The organism is Moorena sp. SIO1F2 (assembly GCF_010672755.1).
Taxonomy (GTDB): Bacteria; Cyanobacteriota; Cyanobacteriia; order Cyanobacteriales; family Coleofasciculaceae; genus Moorena.
The window spans coordinates 1-24030 of sequence record NZ_JAAHFV010000043.1; the positions used below are offsets into that span (position 1 = coordinate 1).

Consider the following 24030-nt stretch of genomic DNA (forward strand, 5'->3'; position numbering starts at 1 on the left):
TCCTAAGGGATAAACTAGTTAACAAGATTAGATATTTAAATCGTGGGAAACCTAAGTTATCACCAGCAGTGCGGAAGCAATTGATTGAATTCTATCGCGAGGATATCCTCCAGCTTCAAGATTTGATTGGTCGGGATATTTCCCAATGGCTAAAGTGTTGAAAATTAAGTGAACAAGTAAGTAGCGTGAGCTAAAAGCTCACGGCTGATTGCTGACAACTGATGCTTGATTAATAGTGGCTTGATGCCGTTATTGTTACTATAAATACTAATTATTACTGCTGGGAATAATAATATATATTATTATTCCTATACTTGCTAGCCATGGATGTAAAGTTTTGTTAAATAACCTTAGCCAGGGCTACAGAGATGGGTAATGGATATAGGGCTCCCAAATGAATTATGAGAATTTTTGTTTGCTGTTCCCTACTCCCTATTCCCTATTCCCTATTCCCTATTCCCTACTCCCTATTCCCTTTGCTATAGACAGTCTGATAAAGTAATAAAATGTAAATAAAGTTAAAAACTATTTATAAAATAATCTGGATAAAGACTTGACAAGCAATGAAAAATGTGTTATCCAAAGAAGCCAATGGGGATTCTAATCCTGGGATGTCCTATAGCCAGGAATATTGGGCAAGGGGTTATGAGTCCCAACCGGGCGAATACGATTATTGGATTGATCAGGTAGAAGGGGAAATTCCTGGGGAGTTGCAGGGGACTTGGTTAAGGAATGGTCCTGGTTTGCTGGATATTAATGGTTACCCGGTGCATCATCCGTTTGATGGGGATGGGATGATTTGTGCGATCGCATTTGATCACGGTCGAGCCCATTTTCGCAATCGGTTTGTACGCACAGAGGGCTTCTTAGCGGAACAGAAAGCGGGGAAACCCCTTTATCGAGGAGTGTTTGGCACTCAGAAGCCTGGGGGTTGGTTAGCGAATCTATTTGATGTCCAACTCAAAAATATTGCTAATACCAATGTAATCTACTGGGGTGGCAAGCTCTTAGCCTTATGGGAAGCAGCTAAACCTTACGGTTTGGACCCCCATACCCTTGAAACCTTGGGTGAAGATAACTTGGATGGAGTATTAGCAGGGGGTGAATTCTTTGCTGCTCATCCTTGGATTGACCCTAGTAGTAAGCTTGATGGTGGTCAACCCTGTCTGGTGAATTTCGGGATTCAGCCAGGTCTGTCTACCAAAATTACTATTTACGAATTCGACCCAACCGGTAAACTATTACGACGTCAGGCTTATATTGTTCCTGGTTTTGCCTTTATCCACGATTTTGCGATTACCCCAAACTACTGTATTTTTTTCCAAAATCCTGTTAGCTATAATCCTATTCCGTTCCTGTTGGGATACCGAGGAGCTGGTGAGTGTGTGGCATATCAGCCTGAGCAACCGACCCGGATTATAGTGATTCCTCGTAAACAGAATACAGAGGGAGTCAAAATCCTAGAAACCCAATCGGGCTTTATCTTCCATCACGCTAATGCTTTTGAGGAAGATGGCAAGATTTATGTGGATTCCATTTGCTACGAGTCATTATCAGCACTAGACGTAGGTAGTGATTTTCGGGAGGTTGATTTTAATGCGATCGCACCAGGGCAACTCTGGCGCTTTAGTTTAAACTTAACGGAGAAAACCGTAGCGAGTAAGTTGTTAGAAGAGCGCTGTTGCGAGTTTCCCAGCATTAACCCTAATTATGTAGGACATCCCTATCGCTACTTATTTATCGGAGCTACTGATCATCCCACCGGTAATGCTCCATTACAAGGAATTCTCAAAATAGATACGGCAACAAAGACACAACAATTCTGGAGTGCTGCGCCTAAGGGTTTTGTAAATGAACCAATGTTTGTGCCACGACCCAATGCTGAACGAGAAGATGATGGTTGGGTATTGACCTTAGTATATGATGCTAGTCATCACCGATCGGATCTAGTAATATTAGATGGTCGTGATTTAACTAGTGGACCGGTAGCAACACTCCACTTGAAGCATCATATTCCTTACGGCTTACATGGTAGCTGGAGTTGTGAGTTGTTGGGAGTTGGGTTGAAGGTTGAAGGTTAGTTGGTTGAAGGTTGAAGGTTAGTTGGTTGAAGGTTGAAGGTTAGTTGGTTGAAGGTTGAAGGTTAGTTGGTTGAAGGTTGAAGGTTAGTTGGTTGAAGGTTGAAGGTTAGTTGGTTGAAGGTTGAAGGTTAGTTGGTTGAAGGTTGAAGGTTAGTTGGTTGAACGCGATTGCGTGGCCAATAGGCCAAGGTTGAATCAGGTTTTTTAAAGTTTTAACCAACATGAGGAGATAATTGAGCTAAACTTATTAGTTATTAAGCTTGCAGGGGAATTATAGGGTTGGAGCTTTGATAGTTAAAGCTAAGCTAATAGCAGAATTTTCCTCAGGGGTGCCAGATGAAATTCAGCGTTGTCATCACGACTTATAATCGCCTAGATTTACTCAAGCGTGCGATAGAAAGCGCACTTGCTCAGACATTTGCCTGTGAAATTGTTATCGTTGACAACGGTTCGTCTGATGGGACCGAAGGTTATGTCAAAGAGCGCAGCGAAGCCTTAGCACGTGGTGGTGAGCAAAGCTTAGTTTATCACCGAAATGCTTACAATAAAGGTCACGCGGAAGCGGTAAATCAAGGGGTAGAGTTGGCAACTGGTGATTGGATCAAGCTGTTGGATGATGATGACTACTTAGCCAGGAACTGTATTGAAGAAATGGCTGATGCGATCGCATTACATCCGAAAGCAGTGATTTGCTCTTGCCAATCGGCTCAAGTAGATACCTTAGGAGCCGAACTAAGTATAACACGGCGAGTGGGTTCACTGCAAAGGTTATATATTGCCCAAGAAGACATTCATTATGGAATGCTTCTGGAAATGGTACCGTTTGGGACCCCAGTACAAGTCGCTTTCTCCCGTGATGGGTTTCTCAGTTCCGGTGGTTGGGATTCTAGCTTAGATACCAACTTTGATGATATTGATTCCTGGATTAAAATTGCTCAGTTTGGGGATGCTATATTTATCAATAAGTGTTTAGCTTACCGGACGGTTTGGTCTGGTGCTTATAATCAAAAGTTTTCGTTCGGGAAACGTCTGAAGACCCATATTTCCATTAAGGAAAAAATCTATGCACAAATCAGTAATAAATACCAAGGTAAAGTGCCATTACTGTGGGAGCTGGGAGCTTATCTGAGATTACATTGGGGCTTAGTAGCTCTTAAACGAGGTAAGTTCCTCAGTGCCGCTAAGTTATTGTTTCCTGAGTGTTTTTCACCGATTGCTTTCTCACCCATTGCTTGGAAGTTACTGTTACTTAGAAAGACTCTAGGCGGCGAACCCTCATTATACCACAAGTTGCCGGTTTAATGGGGCAACTAACTTAAATCATTGGTCATTGGTCGGAAATTGCCTATTGACCATTAACCATTTTCTTTAACACAAAGTGATTAATTAGTCAACTAAAACTTAAAAATTGTAAATTGGCTAGTAACCAATTAGCTAGTAACCAATTAGCTAATAACCAATTAACAATTACCAATTAACCCTTAAACATTAAAAATTAACAATTTCCCTGAAGCCAAAGTGATTAACCGGATTTGATCTGACTACAGATTATCAATTTGTTTACGAAGGTCTTCCAACTCTTTGTCAACGGGTGAATCTGAGGAAGTAGATTTTTTCTCCTCTGAAGCTGGTAAAGCTTCTTGAGATACAGAACCACCAGCCAACTGAGCTTTCATTGAGGCCAACTCATCATCAACATCATTGCCTTCCAAGAGTCTAAATTGACTTTCCAAGTCAGCACCACCCAGCTCATGGGCAGCTTGAGAACGAGCCTCCATCTCCAAGACTTTCTGTTCCATACGCTCAAACGCTGCTAAGGAGCCACTAGTATTGAGAGACCCCATGGTTTGTTGTAACTTTTCATTAGCCTTAGCCGCCTGAGCTCGTGCTTTGAGCATATTCTTTTTGGTCTTGGCTTCGGAAATTTTGCCTTCGAGAGCAACCAGATTACGCTTAAGAGTATTGACCTGCTCAGTTTGCTGATCCAACTGAGTTTTCAGGGTAGCAGCAGTATCAGCATTGCTCTTCTTACGCACCAGAGCCTCACGAGCTAGGTTTTCATCCCCTTTGGTCAGAGCCAGCTGAGCTCTCTTCTGCCAGTTGTTAGCTTCTGTTTGGTTTTTGTTGTATTGCTGCTCTGTGCGTTTTTGTTCAGCAATTGACCTGGCAACTGCTTGACGCAATTGAACCAGATCCTCTTGCATATCAACAATAGCTTGATCAAGAATCTTTTCTGGATCCTCAGCCTTGCTGACCATATCGTTCAGATTAGCTCTGACCACTCTGCTCAGGCGATCAAATAATCCCATAACACTGTTTATCCTCTAGGAGTGTACATTGTAGGTAAAAAACTGGCTTGCTGGTGCGTAAGCCTAGTTAAGTTGTCTTGAGGGACAAGCAATTGTTGCTGTCGAGTCTCAAGTCTGGTTGGGTAGCTGAAAAATTCGCGGGCTTGACCCATACCCTAGCCATTAAGACAGGGAGCCTTTGATCCAGTGTAAAAACTTCTTGGGAAAAAGTGCTAGACAACAAGCTAAGGTTTGAACTCTCTGGCGGCTGAACCATGGGGGATTTATCGGGATTGCTGTTCGAGGGGTTAAAAACTGGTTTCCACAGGCGCTTATGATATAATAGTGCCATCTTCAGCAGAAAACGTCCTTGTCTTATTCTACCTATTTGCTTTGTGAGTATTCAGAAAGAAGATAGATAAAGGGATGTTTGCCTGTATAGTAACCCCTTGGGTCAAGGCTCTAAGGTGTTTTGATACAACGTTTCCAACCTGCAATTGAGCTGACCACAGGGACACTAATTACTTTTTCCAGCTATTTATCCAATTTTTCCAGATTTTTCGGTTATTATGCCTGAGTTGAGGGTAATTTGGGAGTTTCGGTTCCTTGAATCAGATTAGCTTTCATGGCGGCTAACTCAGCTTCCACATCATCGTTAGCTTCGAGAGCGGCAAATTTCTGATCCAGTTGATTGCTACCTAACTCAGCCATTGCCTCAGACCGGGCTTCAAGCTCCATTACCTTATCTTCCATCTGCTCAAAAGCACTCAAGGCACTACTGGTACCTACATTACCGAGCATCTCATTAATTTTCATGGATGCCTTAGCTGATTGAGCCCGAGCAATATACAAGTTCTTTTTGGTTTTCGCCTCTGAGATTTTATGTTCTAGGGTACGCAGATCTTCCTTGAGCTTGGACACAATATCAGCTTGCTGGGACAGCTGAGCTTTCATAGTTGTGACGGTCACCTGATGAGATTTCCGCCGTGTCAGGGCATCCCGTGCCAACTGGTCGTCTCCTGCTGACAAGGCTAACTGAGCGCGACGGTACCATTGCTCAGCAGCGGCTTGAGCCTGAGAGGCTTGTCGCTCCGTGCGTTTTTGGGTAGCGATCGCTTGAGCTACAGCCTGACGCATTTGAATCAAATCCTGCTGCATATCATCTACAGCCTGTTCCAGGATTTTCTCAGGATCTTCAGGTTGGTTAATCAGACTATTAAGGCTAGCGCGAATGATTCTAAACATACGATCTAGTAATCCTATGGCAGCTTTCCATCATGATCAGGGCTTAGGGAATGAAAACTGATGTTATTCAGATTGAACCTGACACTTAACACTTAAGTCAAGGACGATAAATCGAAGCAGAAATTCCCTGTTGCTGGAGTTTTTCTAGCAAACCTTGTGCTTCATGTTCAAATTTGAAGGCTCCCATCTGAATGCGGGTACCTTGAGATAATTTGCGCACATAGGCATCAGGAACAATTGTCCTAGCTTGCTGTAGGGAACGTTTACCATCGTAGTTGATCAGCACATAGTAGAAAGGATCGCGAGCAGGTAAAGAATCCTCTGCCACTGTTCTTAGAGATGCGGCTTGATTTTGGAGTGTTTCAGATATAGCTGGTTGAAGTAATCCCGACTGTACCCGTCTTTCTGGGGGTACTAAAGAGCCTGAAGTTGTTGGTAATGATGACAGGGGAACCTTTGGCAGTGGTTGAACAGAAGGCAAAAGTACTGAAGATAAGGAAGACCCTTTAGGAGGCATCGGTCTATTTACCACCTTAGGAGCTGATTCAACCACCTTAGGTAAAGGGAGATCTTTTGTATAAAAAGGTGTTTGCTGCGGTCTTGGAGTACCTTCTACTTGAGAAAGGGTATGTAAGTTCAAGTCTACAAATTCCTCAGATGCCAAATTAGGACCACCCTGTAGGGGATAATGGGGAACTGACTCAGTCTGTTGTGGTTGATGTGGTGTAATTTCCTGAGGGGTTTTGGAGATCTTGGGGATGATGAAGCTGATCAGCCGCGACAGATCCAGATTACTTAACACCGATGGATTGGAGAAGATATAGGGTAGGGTAGCGCTTAACAACAGCAAAAGTACCATGAAACCGACATTCAACGGAGTCAACAGTTGGTAGGAAACCTGCTTTTGGTTGTCAAATTCTTCTTCGTCTTCTGCCAGACTCTGTAGTAGTTTTTCTGATGATTCGAGATAATCTTCTGGCTGGGTTTGGTTAGCCCCTAACTTGATCAAACTACCTGAGTCTTCAGGCAATTTTTCAGGAGGGTTAAGTTGCTCGGTAGCCTCTTTCTGAATTGCTAGGCTAGCACTTTCCCCATTATTATGCTGGGATACAACTGGTGGCTGAGTAGGTTTCGGGGACTGTGATGACAGGGAATTTAGGGATTCAGTCTCAACCAATGGCTGTTGTGGTTGTTTGAGAGAAGTTTTCCCTTTGGCAGTTAGGTTTGGCAGTGCAATGGTTGATGGCTGGTTTAGTCGAGGGATGGTCTGGTTTGTCGGTGATGGTGAGGGTTTCTGTTGTACCTCACCGACAGAAATTAACTCTAGGGGTTTACGGACCCGGTTACGACCAAGACCACGGTTAGTCATTACTGGGCGTCCTACTCTTCGACGTCGGTAGCGCGCTAATTCTTCCTCTAGTTGTACATCAAGGCTACTCAGAGCAGCTTGTAAAACTGAGTTGAGGTTGTAGTTACCGGTCGAGCTAGGGGAAGAATTAACTGAGGAGTTTTGGCTCATAGCGGACTCTATCGGTAGTTTGTGCTACAGAACAAGCAACAGGACTTACGCAGCCATTCTATCTTGAGGGTCACCCTACTAACTCTAAGCTAGTTTTTTGCCCAGTGTGGCACAGGCTTCTAGCGTGGCACAGGCTTCGACGCTGTTACCTAAGTCCTGAAGAAATTAATTAATTATAGTAAGGCGATATGCTTAAATCTCTCAATCAGATCTTAGATAGGATTACAAATCAGCCCGAGTGGCAAGGTGTACAACGCTTATCATACCTAATTAAGTGTTGGTCTGAAATAGTAGGAGTGAACATAGCTAATCATACCAGACCCTATGCTATCTCCAGGGATATCTTATATGTGGCTACGTCTAGCTCTGTTTGGGCACAAGAACTAAAATTTCAGCGCCGGATGTTGTTGAAACGGCTTAATGCTCGTTGGTCTGAGCCCCTAGTTGACATCCACTTTTCTCCAGCTCAGTGGCAGAAAACACAAGTTTTGGGCAATGGCTATTCACAATCTGAGACCCCAAGCCATAGACATCCTAGCACCATTTTGCCAATGTCTTCATCACTGGTTTCTGAGCAGTTGGATCACACAGAAAACAGAGAAAGTAGTGAAGCCACTGACAAAACTACTGACAAAACTACTGACAAAACTCAGGTACCCCAAGCAGCGTTTAAACGTTGGGCAAAGATGATGCAGATGCGATCGCAAAATTTACCACTTTGTCCTCAGTGTCAGTGTCCGACTCCACCAGGAGAACTCCAGCGTTGGGATGTCTGTGGTCTTTGTGCTATTAAGCAATGGCAAATTTAGAGCAAGGTTTTAGTTGGGAGTTGGGAGTTGGGAGGTAGGGAGTTGGGAGTTGGGAGTTGGGAGTTGGGAGTAGAGGGCATTCCTGTTCCCTCTTGGCTCTTGGCTCTTGGCTGTTGCCTATTCCCAATTCCCTGTTCCGGGATCCGCTGTTCCCTTGATTTTTAGAACACTGAACTGATACTTTTGCATAAGTTAATCCGAATAAATTCAGTATCTAAATACACTTTTGGTGTGTTTTTTTGCTTGATCCCTATGGGGTTTTGGTATAAAACAAGTCAATTCTTTCAGAAGCTATCGGTTTTTGTTACTTTTTGTAAAATAATTTGTATCTATTTGTAACAAAATAATTAAGAAAATATTAAAGCCTCAGTGGTTAAGGATATGGCTATAACCTAGGCTGGTCAACAGCTTGCTATCTATAACAAGCTGAGGTAAGGGGTAGCAGAATTAAATGTGAAGAGGATATAAATTTTTCCGGAAAAAAGAGTTATCATGAAAACATTGAATTTACCTATATCTAGTTGTCGATTCTGTCGGTATTATCAGTCAGAAGGACGCCGAGGGGGTATGTGTCAACAACTTGGGGTGCCGGTCAGAGCTACCTGGAAAGCTTGTGCTTTTGCTCTGCCTACCTTTTCTTCTTCTTCTTCTTGGGAGAAACTAGAAGAGATTTGGCAAGATGAAGAAATGATGCTCACAGAGGAGCTATCGGTAAAGTGTTCTGAAAACTCCTCTGGGTCAGACATGACCGTTGAAGGTGAGACCATCACCTCTAAGAATTCGTCAACAGACATCATGCTGGTGTAAATTGTTGATGTAAATTCTTCGTTTGATCAGCAAGATCAGCTTATTAGCAAGATTAGCAGTATCTTACTAGTAACTTCCACCTTAATACAATCAATAATTCAAATAAACAAATTTCACAAAAACCAGTTTAAACCAAATCTTCTAGTTCTAGTAGTTACCTGCTCAAAGGTGTCAGCTTAAAAAGCCAAATAATTTCATAAAAATCGGCACCTGATATTTGCTATTAAAATAGCTTTCGTCGCACTTTGATTCAAAATAAGGTGCGTTTTTTGTTGATATCAAATTTGGCACCAAGTTTAAAATTAACCTATCAAGGTAGGGAACAGCGGATCACCGGAACAGGGAACAGTGATAAAATTTGACTCTGTGTTGATGCAGCCCCTCCTCACTTGCGCTTTGCATCAACACAGGGATAATTCTCCCCATCTCCCCATTTCCCTACTCCCTACTCCCTACTCCCTACTCCCCTTCAGCGAAAGTACCTCAAAAATTGAGAACTGCTATAATCTAAGGTAACCAAGGATATTGACGAAAATCTGGTGGACGCTTTTCTAGGAAAGCTTGTTTACCTTCGGCTCCTTCTTCTGTCATGTAATAGAGTAAGGTAGCATTACCAGCTAGCTCTTGTAGACCAGCTTGACCGTCGCAATCGGCGTTAAATGCAGCTTTCAAGCAACGAATGGCAATAGGGCTCTTTGTCAAAATTTCCTTTGCCCACTGTAGCCCTTCCGCTTCCAACTGCTCCACTGGAACTACACAGTTAACTAAACCCATTTCTAGGGCTTGAGATGCGGTGTATTGACGACAAAGAAACCAAATTTCTCGGGCTTTTTTTTGACCAACAATTCGGGCAAGATAGCTAGCGCCAAACCCACCATCAAAACTACCCACTTTCGGGCCAGTTTGACCAAAGATAGCATTATCAGCGGCAATAGTTAGGTCACAAATCAGATGTAGGACATGACCACCACCAATAGCATATCCAGCAACTAGGGCAATCACTACTTTGGGTATGGAACGAATCAGGCGTTGCAAATCCAATACGTTCAAGCGAGGAACGCCATCTTCTCCAATATATCCAGCCTTGCCTCGTACACTTTGGTCACCACCAGCACAAAAGGCGTATTTGCCATCGGTGTGGGGACCAGCACCAGTCAATAGGACAACACCAATACTGTGATCTTCACGGGCATCACAGAAAGCATCATAAAGTTCAAAGACGGTTTTGGGACGAAAGGCATTGCGTTTGTGGGGACGATTGATGGTAATTTTAGCAATACCGTCGGTTTTATGGTATAGAATGTCTTCGTAAGTTTTGGCAGTTTGCCAGTCAATTTGCATAAAGTTTTCCACGCGATCGCTGTTTAAGTTCACAATGATATCAAATTCATAAGGTTCCCTTGTTTTTAAGCATTGTCATTCCCACTTACAATCGCTTACCGATTCTAAAAAAGTGCCTAATCGCGTTAGAACATCAGCAACTTAGACAAGATAGCCAGATCTGGGATTATGAAGTTGTTTTAGTGGATGATGGCTCAACGGATGGCACTTTAGATTGGTTGGCAGCACACGGGGATCAGTTTCCCCATGTACGCTCATTTGCTCAAAACCATGCTGGACCGGCTGCAGCCCGGAATCTAGGGGTGAAGGAGGCTAAGGGTGAAATAATTATCTTTATTGATAGTGATTTAGTAGTTACTGAGCATTTCCTCCAGTCTCATGCTGATGCTTTGGTACAGACACAGCAGCGTCTGGGATGCGATCGCTTATTCACTTACGGTTGGGTGATCAATACCTGTAATTTCGAGGACCCTACCAGCGAACCCTATAAAATTACCGATTTCTCTGCTGCCTATTTTGCGACGGGGAATGTTGCGATCGCACGAAAATGGCTCTTAGAAGCTGGACTCTTTGATACTCGCTTCCAACTCTATGGCTGGGAAGACTTAGAACTAGGTGTCCGACTCAAACAGCTGGGCTTAAAACTGATTAAATGTCCCGAAGCGGTAGGTTATCATTGGCATCCTCCCTTTAGCCTCGACCAAATTCCCCGGATGATTGACCGGGAAATTCAACGGGGGCGTATGGGTGTATTGTTTTATCGAAAACACCCTACCTGGGAAGTCAGGATGATGATTCAGATGACCTGGCTACACCGATTACTCTGGGGGATTCTGTCTTTAGGTGGACGACTCAACGAACGCACCATGGCTCCCTTTTTACAATGGCTAATTGACCGAGGTAAATCCCAGCTAGCCTTAGAAATTGCCCGAATTTTCCTTAACTGGTATAACGTTCAAGGTGTTTATGCTGCTAATCGGGAAATGGAAGGTTGAAGGTTGGAGCTTGGAGGTTGAAGGTTGGAGGTTGAAGGTTGGAGGTTGGAGGTTGGAGGTTGAAGGTTGGAGGTTGGAGGTTGGAGGTTGTTCGCGTAGCGTGGCCAATAGGCCAAGGTTGAAGGTTGACAGTCAAGAAAATAAATATTTAAGCTGATTTGCATTTAAATTGGTTATTTCCCGTTCCCTGTTCCCTGTTCCCTGTTCCCTGTTCCCTGTTCCCTGTTCCCTGTTCCCTGTTCCCTGTTCCCTGTTCCCTGTTCCCTGTTCCCTGTTCCCTGTTCCCTTTTCCCTGTTCCCTTTTCCCTAAAATATGTAGTGATTACTCGAAAGAGAAAGCAGCGATCGCTAAACAACCCCATCCTAGGATCAACGCCGCACCACCTAATGGTGCGATCGCTCCTAGCCACTTGATCCCGGTTAAGCTCAGGGCGTACAAACTGCCTGAAAAAATGGCAATTCCAGCGATAAAAGCTGAGCCAGCTACGGTAAGGGGAGTTTGTGCTACTTCTGCGCGGCTCAACAACAAGGCTACTAACATGCTTCGCTAGGGCATGGTACATTTGATACCGGGCACCTGTCTGAAAAATTTCCAATGCTCGTTCCGTAAGTTTTTCTTTCAAAGCGTGGCTAGCAAAGGCTCCAGCTGCTACTGATAATCCTCCTAAGATCGATGCGATCGCTAAAAAAATCCGAGTCATCAATTTTATTAGTCCTAAATCCTAAAGTGTAAAATTATAAAAGATTCTCCCTTCTTCAGTAACCTCAAAGGTAGCATCATACTCTCTAGCTTTTTGATCGAGATAGTCTTGAGCTACAGCTATAGGAAGTTTGGCTGTCATTGCTAATTTCAATACTGAAATTCTACCATTTTCGTCTTCAATCAAGCTATAAAATGTATACTGAAGGTGTTCGAGGACTTCTTTTTGCTCTTGTCGATACATTCCCCATGCTAACCATACTCCCCAAAAGGTAGCTGGGATACCTACTATCAAACTTCCCAGCGCATCAACTTTATCCTGCGACGTTGCTTCCCTTCGAGTTGATACTACAACAGGTACCATCAATAATAGAATACCAAAGGTCAGGACCAAACCAGCTGATATTTTTTTAAACCGTTTCATTATAATAGCAAACTTTTAAAAAAGATGGTTTATTCCCATGACCAGACAATTTCGATTAGGTGTAAGCTAAAGCCCTTTGGCCACGCTACTTGAGGTGCTATCAGCTAATCAGCTATCAGGTTTATTTTTAAACTGACCGCTGACGGCTGACCGCTGACTGCTTATTTTTTTTACTTACGAATAGCTTCCAATAAGCGAGAATAGTAAAAGCTAGTGCTAGTCATTTCCTGTCGCTGAATCGAAAACCCATTATTTTCTAAAATAGTAACAATATCTGCTTCTCGATGCTGATAGGCACGAGTGGTTTTACTTGGTCCTGGAAAAAACTCACCAATCTTTTTAAGTGCAGTAAGAAGCAACGTTTTCGGCGCAAAGCTAAGAATTAAACGAGACTCGGCCAAAGAGGCTAAGTGAGTTATCATTTCAGCCGCTTTATCCTGAGGATAATGAATCAAAACATCTAGACAAATTACGGTGTGGTAGCTACCACCTAACCCTTCCAAATCCTTGACCATAAACGAGAGATTGTCACTATTCCCTAAACTCTCCTTAGCCCTTACCTGCGCTTCTTCTACCATTTTGTGAGAAATGTCACTAGCAAAAACTATAGCGCTATTTTTGGCCAGAGGAATACTCAGACTCCCAACACCACAGCCAGCATCACAAATCGACAAACTTGACAAATTTCCATCAGCCTCCAGCCAACTGATCACTTTATCCACAGTCTGCTGATGACCAATCCGGATATCTTGCTGTACCCGGTTAACCTCGCCATCACCATAAATCCGCCGCCAACGGTCAAAACCAGTGGCATTAAAATAATCCTTAACAATCGCCTTATCATTAACTGTATTCATATTTAATAACAAAAACTCTCCTGAGCTTGGTGTCTTTCCCGTATTTACGGTTCATCAAAAATCATCCCATGGATATTGACGACCTTCTCCAATCCTTTAAATACTTTGGCGTTGAGCTTGGCTTAGAACGCATAGATCAACTTCTATCGCGCTTAGGTAACCCCCACCAGAAGTTTCCAATCATTCACGTGGCTGGAACTAATGGTAAAGGCTCAGTTTGTGCCTACCTGTCTTCTATACTCACCAAAGCTGGCTACCGAGTCGGACGTTATACTTCTCCTCACCTGGTGGATTGGACAGAACGGATTTGCCTTAACCAAGAACCCATCTCCACCCATACCCTAGGCACAATTTTGGAGCAAGTTATCGCAGCAATTCCAAAAAACTGTTCCGATCCACCAACCCTATTTGAAGTGACTACTGCTGCTGCTTGGTTGTATTTTGCTCAGCAGCAGGTGGATGTGGCTGTAATAGAAGTGGGATTGGGAGGACGGCTGGATGCCACGAATGTATGCGATCGCGTTTTGGTTAGTATTATCACATCCCTGAGTTGGGAACATTGGCAGCGCCTTGGGCCGACCTTGGCTGATATTGCCAAGGAAAAGGCTGGAATCCTAAAGCCTGGGTGTCCTGCGGTCATTGGTCCGCTCCCCCCTGAAGCTAGGGCAGTGGTTGAATCAAGGGTGAATCAGTTGGGGTGTCCAGTGGTGTGGGTAGACTCAGCAGTAGAGTTGCCAGAGGGTAAGACCCCAAGCACCCGACCAGATCTCAGATGGGTTCAGTATGGGGGGATCAGCTATAGTTTGCCCTTGTTGGGGGAGGTGCAGTTGGTTAATTCCGCGATTGCGATCGCAACGGTACAAGTTCTGCAACAGCAGGGTTGGGAGATTCCAGAAGATGCGATCGCATTGGGGATGGCCAAAACCACTTGGCTGGGACGTTTGCAGTGGACTAGCTGGGAGAATCACCATTTACTGATTGATGGAGCCCATAATCAAGCCTCTGCTCAGGCGTTGAGACAATATGTTGATACCCTAGGTAAATCCGTCAACTGGGTAATGGGTATACTCTCAACCAAAGATCATGCTGGTATTTTTAATGCCTTGCTCAGACCAGGGGATCGATTATCTCTAGTGCCAGTACCTGACCATAGTTCAGCTGAGCTAGACTACTTGGCTACTCTCGCGCAACAAATTTGTCCAACCTTAGCCGATTGTGCTACTTATCCAGAGTTAGTGACAGGACTCCGTGCTATTTTTAACAAAGCCGAAGCTGACGAGAGGATTACTGTCCTTTGTGGCTCTCTGTACCTAGTTGGTCACTTTTTGCGAACACAAGCTTTTGTTGGAGGTAATGGGTAATGGGTAATGGCTAATGGATACAATAATCAATTTCACGATTAATCAAAAAATTGTCATGATTGTGAGATAGATTGGGTACCATAAATAGCACCCTAATGTTGATTTCCATGACCCTGGGTTATACAAAAATTTCCCTGAATTCCCCATCTACCTAACTCAGATAGGGTACCTAAATCAATTGTGAAAATTTTTGAGCCCAAGTTTCCTACTCCCTACTCCCTACTCCCTACTCCCTACTCCCTACTCCCTACTCCCTTTGCTAGATATGGTTAACCGTTTGAAAAATTTATTTTCCCGGCGCAAGCAAGGTGTTGGTATAGAATTAGCCCCAGAACGAATTCATATTGCTCAATTGCAGCGGCAAGGTCAGAGCCTCAAAGCTACCACCCTATATGCTCATGAGGTTCCAGAAGGGATCTGGGAAGGAGGACAAATTGTTGATTCCCCTGGTTTAGCGGAACTGATTCGAGAAGCCCTACAGGAGAGTCAAGTCAAAGTGGAGCGGGTTGCTACTGCTTTACCAATGCGGGAAGCAGTAATCCGGATTATTCCCATTCCTGCTGAGCTAGATGATAACGAGCTCCGGGATATGGTACTCAACCATGAAGCTGGCTTATATTTGCCCTATCCCCGGGAAGAAGTGGATTTGGATTATCAGAAACTGGGCTTCTTCGTGGATGAAGATGGAATCGAAAAGGTACAAGTCCTGCTGGTGGCTACTCGTAAGGAAATCACCGATAGCTATCTCGATACCTTTGAGCAGGTAGGGTTACAAGTAGATGTACTCGAAATTAATAGCTTTGCCCTGATTCGGACTATCCGAGAACAACTGCGTCAATTTCCTTCCCAAGAGGCAGCCGTTCTGGTAGATCTTGAATTTGATAGTACTGAAATTGCGATAATTGTAGATGGTGTACCGCAGTTTTCCCGTACTGTTCCCATTGGTACCTACCAACTTCAGAGTGCTTTATCACGGGCGATGAATTTACCAGCCTCTAGAAATACCGAACTCCTCCAGGGGATGACTATTCCCAGTACCCCAGTTGATGGCATTCGCACCGGCTCGACCGGGGTAAATCCAGGGATGGTGGCTCTGATCCAAGTCTTGGGAGAAATTGCCGATGAACTAAGGCGCTCTATCGATTTTTACCTCAATCAGATGGACAATCTAGAAGTAGCCCAACTCCTACTAGCTGGTCCTGGGGGTGGTATCGGACAACTTGATGAATTTTTTACCCAACGGTTAAGCTTGCCTACGATTCAGGTGGATCCCGTGGCGGCTCTTTCCCTAGAAGTGGAGAAAGATATTCCGATGGTGCAACGACCGAGCTTAGGAACTGTGCTTGGATTAGGATTACGAGAGGTATAACACTATGTATAGTCTTGATATTAATTTTTTAAAAGACCGAAATCCTGAGGAGATCAAGTCTGTTCAGGAGGTCGGCGGTAGACAAGGGATGGCTCTAGGGGAAATGACCCCTCTACTGATTGGAGCTGCAGTGGGTCTAATCCTACCTGGATTGGTGGGAGGCTTTTGGGTAGTTCTCCAACATCAAAACGCCCGCTTGAAAGAAGAAATTGCTGATGTTGACAAGAAACTGGCAGCCTTGGGGGCGCAAAAGCAACGAATTAGTAAGCTAAACAAGGAACTCAAGCTGGTAAACGACGAAACTAATGCTCTTGCCAGTGTCTTTAATCAAATTAAGCCTTGGTCAGCAATGTTACAGGACATTCGTGAGCGCACTCCCCCCGGAGTCCAAATTAAAGACATCGAGCAACAGCAAGTCACTGACAAAAACGCTTCTAAGGATGAGTCTAGCGCTAACTCACGACCTAAAATCGAGCTGGATATTTCCGGTACAGCTCGAACCTTTGATGATGTGAATTACTTTTTGCTGACCCTACAGAATTCTTCCTTTTTCGAGAAAAATGACACTCAACTGCTCAAAGCTCAGTTAGTCAATAATCCCACCAAATTAGAAATTCCTGAGAGTCAAAAAGAATTAGTAACTCAGGTCAAATATACCCTGCCTAAAGTCGTAGAATATACTATTAAAACTCAACTGAGTGATATCCCCGCTTCTGAACTATTAAAAGAGTTAGACCGTAAAGGAGCAGTAGGATTAGTGACTCGGATTAGAAACCTTCAATCCCAAGGAGTGATTCAACAATGACCTATGCTACTGATGACGACTTTATGAGTGTTGAAGGTCAGGAGGAAGAGCCTGAGTATCCTACTGCCTTCGGCATTACCTTTACTCCCCAAGTTTCTGGGATTACCTTTGCTATTCTTGGTCTGGCAGCTGCTGTCTATCTAGCGATGAACCTGATGTTACCGGCTTGGCAGGAGTATCAGACTTTAAAAAATGATTTATCAACCAAGCAAAATGACCTCCAAAATCCCGAAGTACTCCAGAAAAAAATAAAACAGAAAGAGGAGGAACTCAAGCAAGCTAAACAGCAAAACCGCCGGGTATTGAGTCAGTTTTCCACAGAAAAAAGTATGGATACCTTATTGCTTGATCTCAATACCTTTGTTAAGGATACTAGAGGCACTTTGCTTAAATATGAACCAGATTCCGAGGGAATCAATATAGTTAATGATGGCTCTTTAGGAACCCTAGTTGATGGCAAATTAAAACGGAGAACCGTCAATGTGGAAATTGAGGGTAGCTTCCAACAAGTCCAGTCAATTATGCGCAGCTTTGAGCGGCTACAAGCGATGTTGCTGATCAAAGACCTAGAAGCTCAAATCAGTGAACCGCAAACACTAGTGCTACAGCAAGGTAGAGTAGTTCCTGGTCCTCAACCTAAGTTAAAAACAAGCTTAACCCTGGAAGCTCTCATGCCTGCTAGAGATTTGGATAAGGAGGAAGAAGAAAAAGCTGAGGAAAAGGATGGTAAGAACAAGTCAGGTAAGAAGAAATAATCCTAAGTTCCTTTAGCTGACCGGTAAAAGAAGCCCCACGTCCGAACTGAAAGTCGGCGTGGGATGAATTTTACACAGAGTCTTTGGGTTCAGGGAAACGAGCTATCAAACTTCTTAACAATTCGGAGCAAGTCATTCCTCTACGATCAGCTTCTTGTTGAAGCTGTCTTTTTTCATAACTAGTAAGTCTAATCATTAAATTTTTATCTTTCATTTTGCCTTGACACATGTAAATACACTTGCTATCATGATGATAGGTCGAAAAACAGGAGATGACAACAATGATATCAGCGTACCAGTACCGGTTAAGGTTGACCAAAGCTCAAGAATCTGAAATAGAGAAATGGTTGGACATGCTCCGTTGCCAATACAATTATTTATTGGCAGACAGATTCAACTGGTACGAACAAAATCGCTGCTCTATCAACTCCTGTCCTTTAATTTGTAACTTGCCAGACTTAAGAAATAATCCTGACTACTTTTCTCAAAAGAAAACTCTTCCTCAGTTAAAGAAGGATAGACCTTGGTACAAAGTAGTTCAGTCCCAAGTCTTACAGGACTGTGTCAAAAAGGTCGATCTAGCTTTTAAACGATTCCTTAAAGGTGATAGTAACGGCAAAAGAAGCGGTAGACCTCGATTCAAAGGAAAGAACAGATACCGGTCTTTTACTTTTCCTTCTCTTTCTAAGACCCCTATAGATGGCAATATTTTGACTCTTCCAAAGTTCGGAAAGGTCAAAATGATTTACCACCGACCTATTCCAGAGGGGGTTAAGATCAAAACAGCTACTATTACTCGAAAGGCTGACGGATACTATGTCACGCTGTCAGTACAAGATGACTCTGTGCCAGACATTATCCCAATAGATAGTGCTTCTAATCCTGTTGGGATAGATATGGGTCTCAAGTCTTTCCTAGTCAAATCTGATGGTTCAGAGGTACCAATCCCTCAATACTATCGAAAGGCTCAAAAGCGACTAAAGAAAATCCAAAAAGCTGTCAGTAGGTCAAAGAAAGGTAGCAACAATAGAAAGAAGGCTGTCAGCAAACTAGGTAAAGCTCATAAAAAAGTTGCTGACACTCGAAAAGATTTCCATTTCAAAACTGCAAAGGGCTTGCTGGATGATCATGATATAATTGCTCATGAAAAGTTAAATATTAAAGGTTTGGCCAAGACTAGAATGGCTAAATCTGTATTAGACGCTGGGTGGGGTCAATTTCTGTCTATTTTGTCAAACAAAGCCGAAAATGCTGGTTTGGTCACGATCGCAGTAAATCCCCGAAATACTAGTCAAAATTGTTCTAACTGCGGAACAAAAGTACTCAAAAGACTAAAAGACCGCATCCATTCTTGTCCTAAATGTGGATATACGGAAGACCGTGATGTGAATGCGGCTAAAAATATTTTGAAATTGGCGGTGGGGCATCCCGTCAGCAGTAAAGCTTTCCGAGTATCCGAACCAGTAGGTGGAGTTGGAAAGAAGCCCACACTGAACTTGTAAAAGTCAGTGTGGGAGTATGTCACTCTTGCTATATTCTTGCTACCAATTTAATGATGGGGAGATGGCAAGATTGGGGAATTGAGCGGTAGCCAAGTTGTTGGGAATTGGGATAACCTGCTGTTTTATGGAGCTGACAGGGTTATTAGTGTTGGTTTTTGTTGTTGTTTGTTGAGTATTTAGTGTTAACTTATCCTTAACGTCTCAATCATAAACCTTAAACCTTAAACCTTCAACCTTCAACCCTTAACCGTCAACAGCCCTTAGTATGCAATAATTTTGATTTGAGTCAGGAGATTTGAGGAAGTGACCGTGAGACAGATTCAAGTATGTGGTGGAGTGTTCGCGGCTACAGCAGTGGCTTTATGGGCAACACAGCCTGTAGTAGCAGCAAGCCAAGTTAGTGCCATACGGTTCAACCAGCAGGGGAGTGAACTGGAACTTAAACTTGAGACAAAAGGGGGTAATGAGCCTCCACAGATTTTTGCTGTCAACCAAGGCAATGTCTTGGTAGCTGATCTGGTTAATACCCAGCTGAGTTTGCCCCAAGGGACTAACTTCCGTAAGACAAACCCCCTACCCAATATCAGTGCGGTTGCGGTTAAGGAACTGGATGACAACCGGGTCAGGGTGACGATTCGAGGCACTGACAAACTCCCAATCAGTTCACTGATCCAAAGGGACCCTCAGGGAATTACCTTAGGCATTGACACCACTACTGAGAATCAGGGGATATTACCTATCCAAGACTCATCGGTGATGAAGCTGGCTCAATTTCCTAATAGAGGAACTAATGCTGAAACGGAACAGATGGAGAAACCAGCGGAACTTTCGGAACCAGAACCAGAGCCAGAGGCTAACCCCTCAGAAACTCCTGAACCTCCAGAAATAGTCGCTCCTGAGCCAGATGTGCTGGTACCTGAGCCAGAAATTATTATTGATGGGATACCGGCAGCTCCAGCTAATGCGGTGCAACCAATTGCGCCAGCGCCCCCCTTCTTACCTAGAGCAGTAGCACCACCAGTGGGGGATATTGCTGTTTCCAATATTAATGCTGCTGCTAGCACTATAGATCTCGGCACAGCAACTCTAGTGCCTCGTTTAGTATTACGAGAAGCACCGATTCGAGAAGTGTTGTCTCTGTTAGCTCGTTCTGCTGGACTCAATCTGGCCTTTGCTGAGTCAGATGAAGACTCCGGTGCAGCACAGTTCACCATTTCTATTGATTTAGAAAACGAACCGGTTCAAGATGCTTTCAACTATATTCTCCAGCTGTCTGGTCTTCAGGCTAACCGTCGGGGAAGCACAATTTTTGTTGGGGCAAAACTCCCTCAAGCCGCTCGTAATCTAATTAGTCGTACTCTACGGCTCAATCAAGCCAGTGTTCAAGGGGCTGCTACTTTCCTAGCCACTCAGGGAGCAGAAGTGCAACAGGTAGTAATCGAGACGGAAGAAATCATCGATCCTGAAACCCAACGAGTGGTGCGACAAATCGAACGACCCCCAGAAATTCGAGCAATTACCAGTGAGCAGGAAGACGGTAGCCAAGGGGCACTGTTGCTGAGGGGATTAGCAGTATCTACGGATGACCGACTTAATTCCATATCTCTGGTGGGTGAGCCCAGGCAAATTGAAATTGCAACCTCTTTACTCAAACAGTTGGATGCTCGTCGCCGTCAAGTGGCGGTAAATGTCAAGATTATCGATGTTAACCTGGCTGGAACGGATGCCTATAATGCCAGTTTCTCCTTTGGGATTAATGATACCTTTGTAGTCAGTGATGGCGGAGCCGCAGCAGTTAATTTCGGTAGGGTTAATCCCCCCAGTAGAAACACTGTGGTTGATAGTCAGATTCCTACTGTTACCGAATTTCAATTCTCCGACCCAGAGGGAGATGGTGATATATTCCTAGAGAGACAAAATGCTCCCTTTGATAACCTAATTGAGGGTTTCAATGAAAGCGCTGGTACTCCAGCCGTCTTTGCACGTCCTGGCTTTGGTCGAAATAATAATCCATTCCAGCCAGGTTTGGCGGAGGTGGATGTTCAAGATGATGGAGTTGATTTCGGGTTTGCGCTTCCTTCTCTATTTGAGTTCCCTGATAAGTTTTTATTAACATTGCAGGCTCAGATTACCAGCAACAACGCCAAGATTCTGACCGACCCAACTCTAGTCATCCAAGAAGGGCAGGAAGCTAGTGTCCGGTTGGTTCAGGAAGTACTGACCAGTGTGAGGACAGATATAGACACAGACGGTGGTGCTACCACTAGAACCATCACCCCGGTTATTGAAGAGGCTGGTTTAGTGCTAACGGTCAATGTTGAGAGAATTGACGACAATGGTTTTATCACCTTATCTACAGCTCCGTCGATCACAGCCCCCTCCGGAACTCAAGATTTTAACAGTGATAATGCACAAAACACCATCACATTCCTCAGTCGCCGAGAACTCAGCTCTGGACTAGTTCGTCTGCGGGATGGTCAGACGTTAATTCTATCTGGCATTATTCAGGACACTGACCGCACAACGGTATCGAAGGTGCCAATTTTGGGTGATATTCCCTTACTTGGTGCTCTGTTCAGAAGCACCGATAAGCAGAATCAGCGTACTGAAGTGATTATCCTGGTGACCCCTCAAATTATGGATGACACAGACCGCAATGGTGGGTATGGTTACAGCTACACTCCTGGACGGGATGCCCGTCAAATGTTAAACCGGGGAGGGTTTCAGTCTCCAGGTAACTAAGGGGAAATCAAGGTAAAGTTCAGCTAAAAGTGCCTTAACACTTCCGGTTTGACAGCTCCCGCCTACTTTAGTGGTGGGAGTAGTTACGTTTTGAGACTTTTACGTGTTGAATTAATTTTATTGAGTTGGTTTGGTTGATTTTTGATAAACAGAAATTATAACTTAATATAATGGTCATTGTCAATACCTAAAAAGGGCTCTCAACAATGCTTATCCATGCTTATCCATAGCAGACCTACCAAGCACGCCTAGAGCGGGGGGCTTACCGTAAAATAATTAGTTATATATAATTAACAATCAAAGATCATAAAAAATTATGATTGTCTACTCCCTAAGGAATAAATTTAGGGGAGCATTTTGGGACAAAATTCTGAAATCTATATAAATTAAAGCATTCAACGATCCATATCGGCATTGCAAACATTAGAATAATGCAGTGAAACCTTGAAGCTGCGAGTGTTGCAGCGATTTTTTTGTTGAAAACCCTGGTTGGATGATCTGAAAAACAAGGAGATTTGAATGAATAAGGGTGAATTAGTTGATAAAGTGGCGGAAAGAGCTACTGTAACCAAAAAACAAGCGGATGCAGTACTAACTGCTACGATAGAAACGATTATGGAAGCAGTGTCTGAGGGTGATAAAGTCACCTTAGTGGGCTTTGGTTCCTTTGAATCCCGGGAGCGTAAGGCTCGTGAGGGTCGCAATCCCAAAACTGGTGAAAAGATGGAAATTCCGGCAACTAAGGTTCCAGCCTTTTCTGCTGGTAAGGTTTTTAAAGAGAGAGTTGCACCACCGAAGGAGTAATCGCTGATTCACTCAGAAACTTGTCCTTGAAACGACCAAGTCACGGGGGAAATTTAGCCTGGGCAGCAGCACTGGCTAACTGTCCTCCTTCCTTAATTCTTGATTTTTCTGCCAGCATCAATCCTCTTGGTCCCCCTAAAAGTGCGATCGCAGCGATTGAGTCTGGGCTAGATAACCTGGTAGCTTATCCTGACCCCAATTACGCCGAGCTGCGGCAGTGTTTGACGCAACTGCATCCAACCCTGCCCCCAGACTGGATTCTTCCAGGTAATGGCTCAGCCGAATTATTAACTTGGGCTTGTCGCGAGCTATCAGAACTAGATGAAACCTTGATAATTACTCCAGCATTTAGGGACTACCAACGGGGACTGAAGGCATTTGGAGCAAGAATTAGGGAGTGCCCCCTAATGAGGGAACTCTCGACACCTAGTGTCAGATTGGGAGATGGGGAGATGGGCAGGGAAATTGATTCTTTGATGCCCTTACTCCCTGACTCCCTTACTTCCTCACTTCAAAAAGAGGGGACTCGACAGGGTTTGCTGCTGAATACCCCCCACAATCCCACAGGTCAATTGTTTACCTCAGAAGCAATTGAGCCTTATCTGAAGCAATTTGCTTTGGTGGTTGTGGATGAGGCTTTCATGGATTTCCTGCCTCCTGAGCAGGAGCAAAGCCTGATTCCTTTAATTGGGGACTATCCGAACTTGGTAATTTTGCGATCGCTTACCAAGTTTTACAGTCTTCCTGGACTCAGACTAGGTTATTGCATTGCCCACCCTGAGCGACTCCAACGTTGGCAGGAGTGGCGAGACCCTTGGCCAATAAATACCTTAGCAGCGGCAGCCGCAGCGGCAGTGGTTCAGGATAGAGCATTTCAACAGCAAACCTGGGATTGGCTAGCACCAGCGCGTAAGCAACTGTTTCAGGGACTGGCTAAGTTACCTGGTCTTCAACCTTACCCCAGTGCAGCTAACTTCTTGCTAGTCCACTCAGAAAAATCCACGTCACAGATCCAAGCACAACTACTCCAACACCATCGGATTCTGATCAGAGATTGCCTAAGCTTCCCGGAATTAGGCGATCGCTTTTTCCGGGTCGCTGTACGTACACAGGCAGATAACCAACGCTTACTAACAGCTTTAGACGCTATCTTGATAAGTTGAAGGTTAGAAGGTTAGAAGGTTAGAAGGTTGAAGGTTGAACGCGTAGCGTGGCCTTTTGGCCAAGGTTGAAGGTTGAAGGTTAGAAGGTTGAAGGTTGAAGGTTAGAAGGTTGAAGGTTGAAGGTTAGAAGGTTGAAGGTTGTTCGCGTAGCGTGGCCTATTGGCCAAGGTTGTTCGCGTAGCGTGGCCTATTGGCCAAGGTTGTTCGCGTAGCGTGGCCTATTGGCCAAGGTTGTTCGCGTAGCGTGGCCTATTGGCCAAGGTTGTTCGCGTAGCGTGGCCTATTGGCCAAGGTTGTTCGCGTAGCGTGGCCTTTTGGCCAAGGTTGCTGGCCGTAGGCGTCTGTTGTGGGATAGGTTAGTTAGATGGTTGTTCCCGTAGCGTGGCCAAAAGCCCAAGGTTAGAGCCTGAAACCTGTAACTTTCAACCGGAAACCTGTAACTTTCAATCTGAAACCTATAACC

Annotated in this window: 23 protein-coding genes and 1 pseudogene; 16 read left to right on the forward strand and 8 right to left on the reverse strand. The window is 44.2% G+C overall.

What is annotated here, in order from left to right; genetic code table 11:
* The first annotated feature begins 563 nt into the window (after nt 1-563).
* Together F6J94_RS08335 and F6J94_RS08340 are read left to right on the forward strand one after the other, a co-directional pair.
* On the forward strand, nt 564-2081 hold the full coding sequence (locus F6J94_RS08335; RefSeq protein WP_293038962.1) for a carotenoid oxygenase family protein: 1518 nt from the start codon (nt 564-566) through the stop codon (nt 2079-2081).
* A gap of 336 nt (nt 2082-2417) precedes the next feature.
* Complete coding sequence (locus F6J94_RS08340) at nt 2418-3383, forward strand: glycosyltransferase family 2 protein (RefSeq protein ID WP_293027646.1); 966 nt, start codon at nt 2418-2420, stop codon at nt 3381-3383.
* Nucleotides 3384-3622: 239 nt separating this feature from the next.
* Here the strand turns inward: F6J94_RS08340 and F6J94_RS08345 are convergent, their stop codons facing one another.
* From F6J94_RS08345 to F6J94_RS08355, 3 genes are all read right to left on the reverse strand, one after another.
* On the reverse strand, nt 3623-4390 hold the full coding sequence (locus F6J94_RS08345; protein ID WP_293027643.1) for a PspA/IM30 family protein: 768 nt from the start codon (nt 4388-4390) through the stop codon (nt 3623-3625).
* Between the two features lie 546 nt (nt 4391-4936).
* The gene (locus tag F6J94_RS08350) at nt 4937-5632 is read right to left on the reverse strand and encodes a PspA/IM30 family protein (RefSeq protein ID WP_293039019.1); all 696 of its coding nucleotides are present in this window, start codon (nt 5630-5632) and stop codon (nt 4937-4939) included.
* A gap of 79 nt (nt 5633-5711) precedes the next feature.
* Nucleotides 5712-7133, reverse strand: a complete 1422-nt coding sequence (locus tag F6J94_RS08355) for a hypothetical protein (protein WP_293038965.1) — start codon at nt 7131-7133, stop codon at nt 5712-5714.
* Between the two features lie 188 nt (nt 7134-7321).
* On the opposite strand from F6J94_RS08355, the gene F6J94_RS08360 reads away from it, so the two are divergent.
* From F6J94_RS08360 to F6J94_RS08375, 4 genes are all read left to right on the forward strand, one after another.
* Nucleotides 7322-7942, forward strand: a complete 621-nt coding sequence (locus F6J94_RS08360; RefSeq protein ID WP_293027637.1) for a DUF721 domain-containing protein — start codon at nt 7322-7324, stop codon at nt 7940-7942.
* A gap of 42 nt (nt 7943-7984) precedes the next feature.
* Nucleotides 7985-8107, forward strand: a complete 123-nt coding sequence (locus F6J94_RS08365) for a hypothetical protein (RefSeq protein WP_293038968.1) — start codon at nt 7985-7987, stop codon at nt 8105-8107.
* A gap of 327 nt (nt 8108-8434) precedes the next feature.
* A complete protein-coding gene (locus F6J94_RS08370; RefSeq protein ID WP_293038971.1) occupies nt 8435-8749 on the forward strand; it encodes a hypothetical protein in 315 nt (104 codons plus the stop codon).
* 348 nt (nt 8750-9097) lie between these two features.
* Nucleotides 9098-9265: a hypothetical protein gene (locus F6J94_RS08375; RefSeq protein WP_293038974.1), complete on the forward strand. Its 168-nt coding sequence runs from the start codon at nt 9098-9100 to the stop codon at nt 9263-9265.
* On the opposite strand, the gene menB is transcribed toward F6J94_RS08375, so the two are convergent.
* Nucleotides 9257-10090, reverse strand: coding sequence for a 1,4-dihydroxy-2-naphthoyl-CoA synthase (menB, locus tag F6J94_RS08380; protein WP_293027652.1), 834 nt, complete (start codon nt 10088-10090; stop codon nt 9257-9259). The genes F6J94_RS08375 and menB overlap by 9 nt on opposite strands.
* 59 nt (nt 10091-10149) lie before the next feature.
* Here menB and F6J94_RS08385 point away from each other — a divergent pair, with 59 nt between their 5' ends.
* Nucleotides 10150-11085: a glycosyltransferase gene (locus tag F6J94_RS08385; protein ID WP_293038977.1), complete on the forward strand. Its 936-nt coding sequence runs from the start codon at nt 10150-10152 to the stop codon at nt 11083-11085.
* Here F6J94_RS08385 and F6J94_RS08390 read toward each other — a convergent pair.
* Nucleotides 11055-11249 carry a hypothetical protein gene (locus tag F6J94_RS08390; protein WP_293038980.1) on the reverse strand — a complete coding sequence of 65 codons (195 nt, stop codon included), beginning with the start codon at nt 11247-11249 and terminating at the stop codon, nt 11055-11057. The genes F6J94_RS08385 and F6J94_RS08390 overlap by 31 nt on opposite strands.
* 5 nt (nt 11250-11254) lie before the next feature.
* Between F6J94_RS08390 and F6J94_RS08395 the strand changes: the two genes are divergently transcribed.
* Nucleotides 11255-11395, forward strand: coding sequence for a hypothetical protein (locus tag F6J94_RS08395; protein WP_293038983.1), 141 nt, complete (start codon nt 11255-11257; stop codon nt 11393-11395).
* Between the two features lie 12 nt (nt 11396-11407).
* On the opposite strand, the pseudogene F6J94_RS08400 reads toward F6J94_RS08395, so the two are convergent.
* The 3 genes and pseudogenes from F6J94_RS08400 to bchM form a co-directional block, all read right to left on the reverse strand.
* Nucleotides 11408-11786 (reverse strand): annotated as a pseudogene (locus tag F6J94_RS08400) (DUF423 domain-containing protein).
* Between the two features lie 21 nt (nt 11787-11807).
* Nucleotides 11808-12209 (reverse strand): hypothetical protein, encoded by a 402-nt coding sequence (locus F6J94_RS08405; protein ID WP_293038986.1) that lies wholly within the window; start codon nt 12207-12209, stop codon nt 11808-11810.
* A 170-nt stretch (nt 12210-12379) separates the two neighbouring features.
* Nucleotides 12380-13066: a magnesium protoporphyrin IX methyltransferase gene (gene bchM / locus F6J94_RS08410; protein WP_293027621.1), complete on the reverse strand. Its 687-nt coding sequence runs from the start codon at nt 13064-13066 to the stop codon at nt 12380-12382.
* A 68-nt stretch (nt 13067-13134) separates the two neighbouring features.
* Between bchM and F6J94_RS08415 the strand changes: the two genes are divergently transcribed.
* The 8 genes from F6J94_RS08415 to cobD all read left to right on the forward strand — a co-directional run bounded on the left by F6J94_RS08415 (nt 13135) and on the right by cobD (nt 23567).
* Entirely contained in the window at nt 13135-14427 is a 1293-nt protein-coding gene (locus tag F6J94_RS08415; protein WP_293038989.1) for a folylpolyglutamate synthase/dihydrofolate synthase family protein, read from the forward strand.
* Between the two features lie 265 nt (nt 14428-14692).
* Nucleotides 14693-15796: a type IV pilus assembly protein PilM gene (gene pilM / locus F6J94_RS08420; protein WP_293027649.1), complete on the forward strand. Its 1104-nt coding sequence runs from the start codon at nt 14693-14695 to the stop codon at nt 15794-15796.
* A gap of 4 nt (nt 15797-15800) precedes the next feature.
* On the forward strand, nt 15801-16601 hold the full coding sequence (locus tag F6J94_RS08425; RefSeq protein WP_293038992.1) for a PilN domain-containing protein: 801 nt from the start codon (nt 15801-15803) through the stop codon (nt 16599-16601).
* Nucleotides 16598-17356, forward strand: coding sequence for a GspMb/PilO family protein (locus F6J94_RS08430; RefSeq protein WP_293038995.1), 759 nt, complete (start codon nt 16598-16600; stop codon nt 17354-17356). Before F6J94_RS08425 ends, F6J94_RS08430 begins: the two co-directional genes overlap by 4 nt.
* A 281-nt stretch (nt 17357-17637) precedes the next feature.
* A complete protein-coding gene (locus tag F6J94_RS08435) occupies nt 17638-18858 on the forward strand; it encodes a transposase (protein WP_293038998.1) in 1221 nt (406 codons plus the stop codon).
* Between the two features lie 309 nt (nt 18859-19167).
* A complete protein-coding gene (locus F6J94_RS08440; RefSeq protein ID WP_293039001.1) occupies nt 19168-21600 on the forward strand; it encodes an AMIN domain-containing protein in 2433 nt (810 codons plus the stop codon).
* A gap of 519 nt (nt 21601-22119) precedes the next feature.
* Nucleotides 22120-22404: an HU family DNA-binding protein gene (locus F6J94_RS08445; protein ID WP_287251158.1), complete on the forward strand. Its 285-nt coding sequence runs from the start codon at nt 22120-22122 to the stop codon at nt 22402-22404.
* 26 nt (nt 22405-22430) lie between these two features.
* Nucleotides 22431-23567, forward strand: coding sequence for a threonine-phosphate decarboxylase CobD (gene cobD / locus F6J94_RS08450; RefSeq protein WP_293039004.1), 1137 nt, complete (start codon nt 22431-22433; stop codon nt 23565-23567).
* Nucleotides 23568-24030 lie beyond the last annotated feature (463 nt).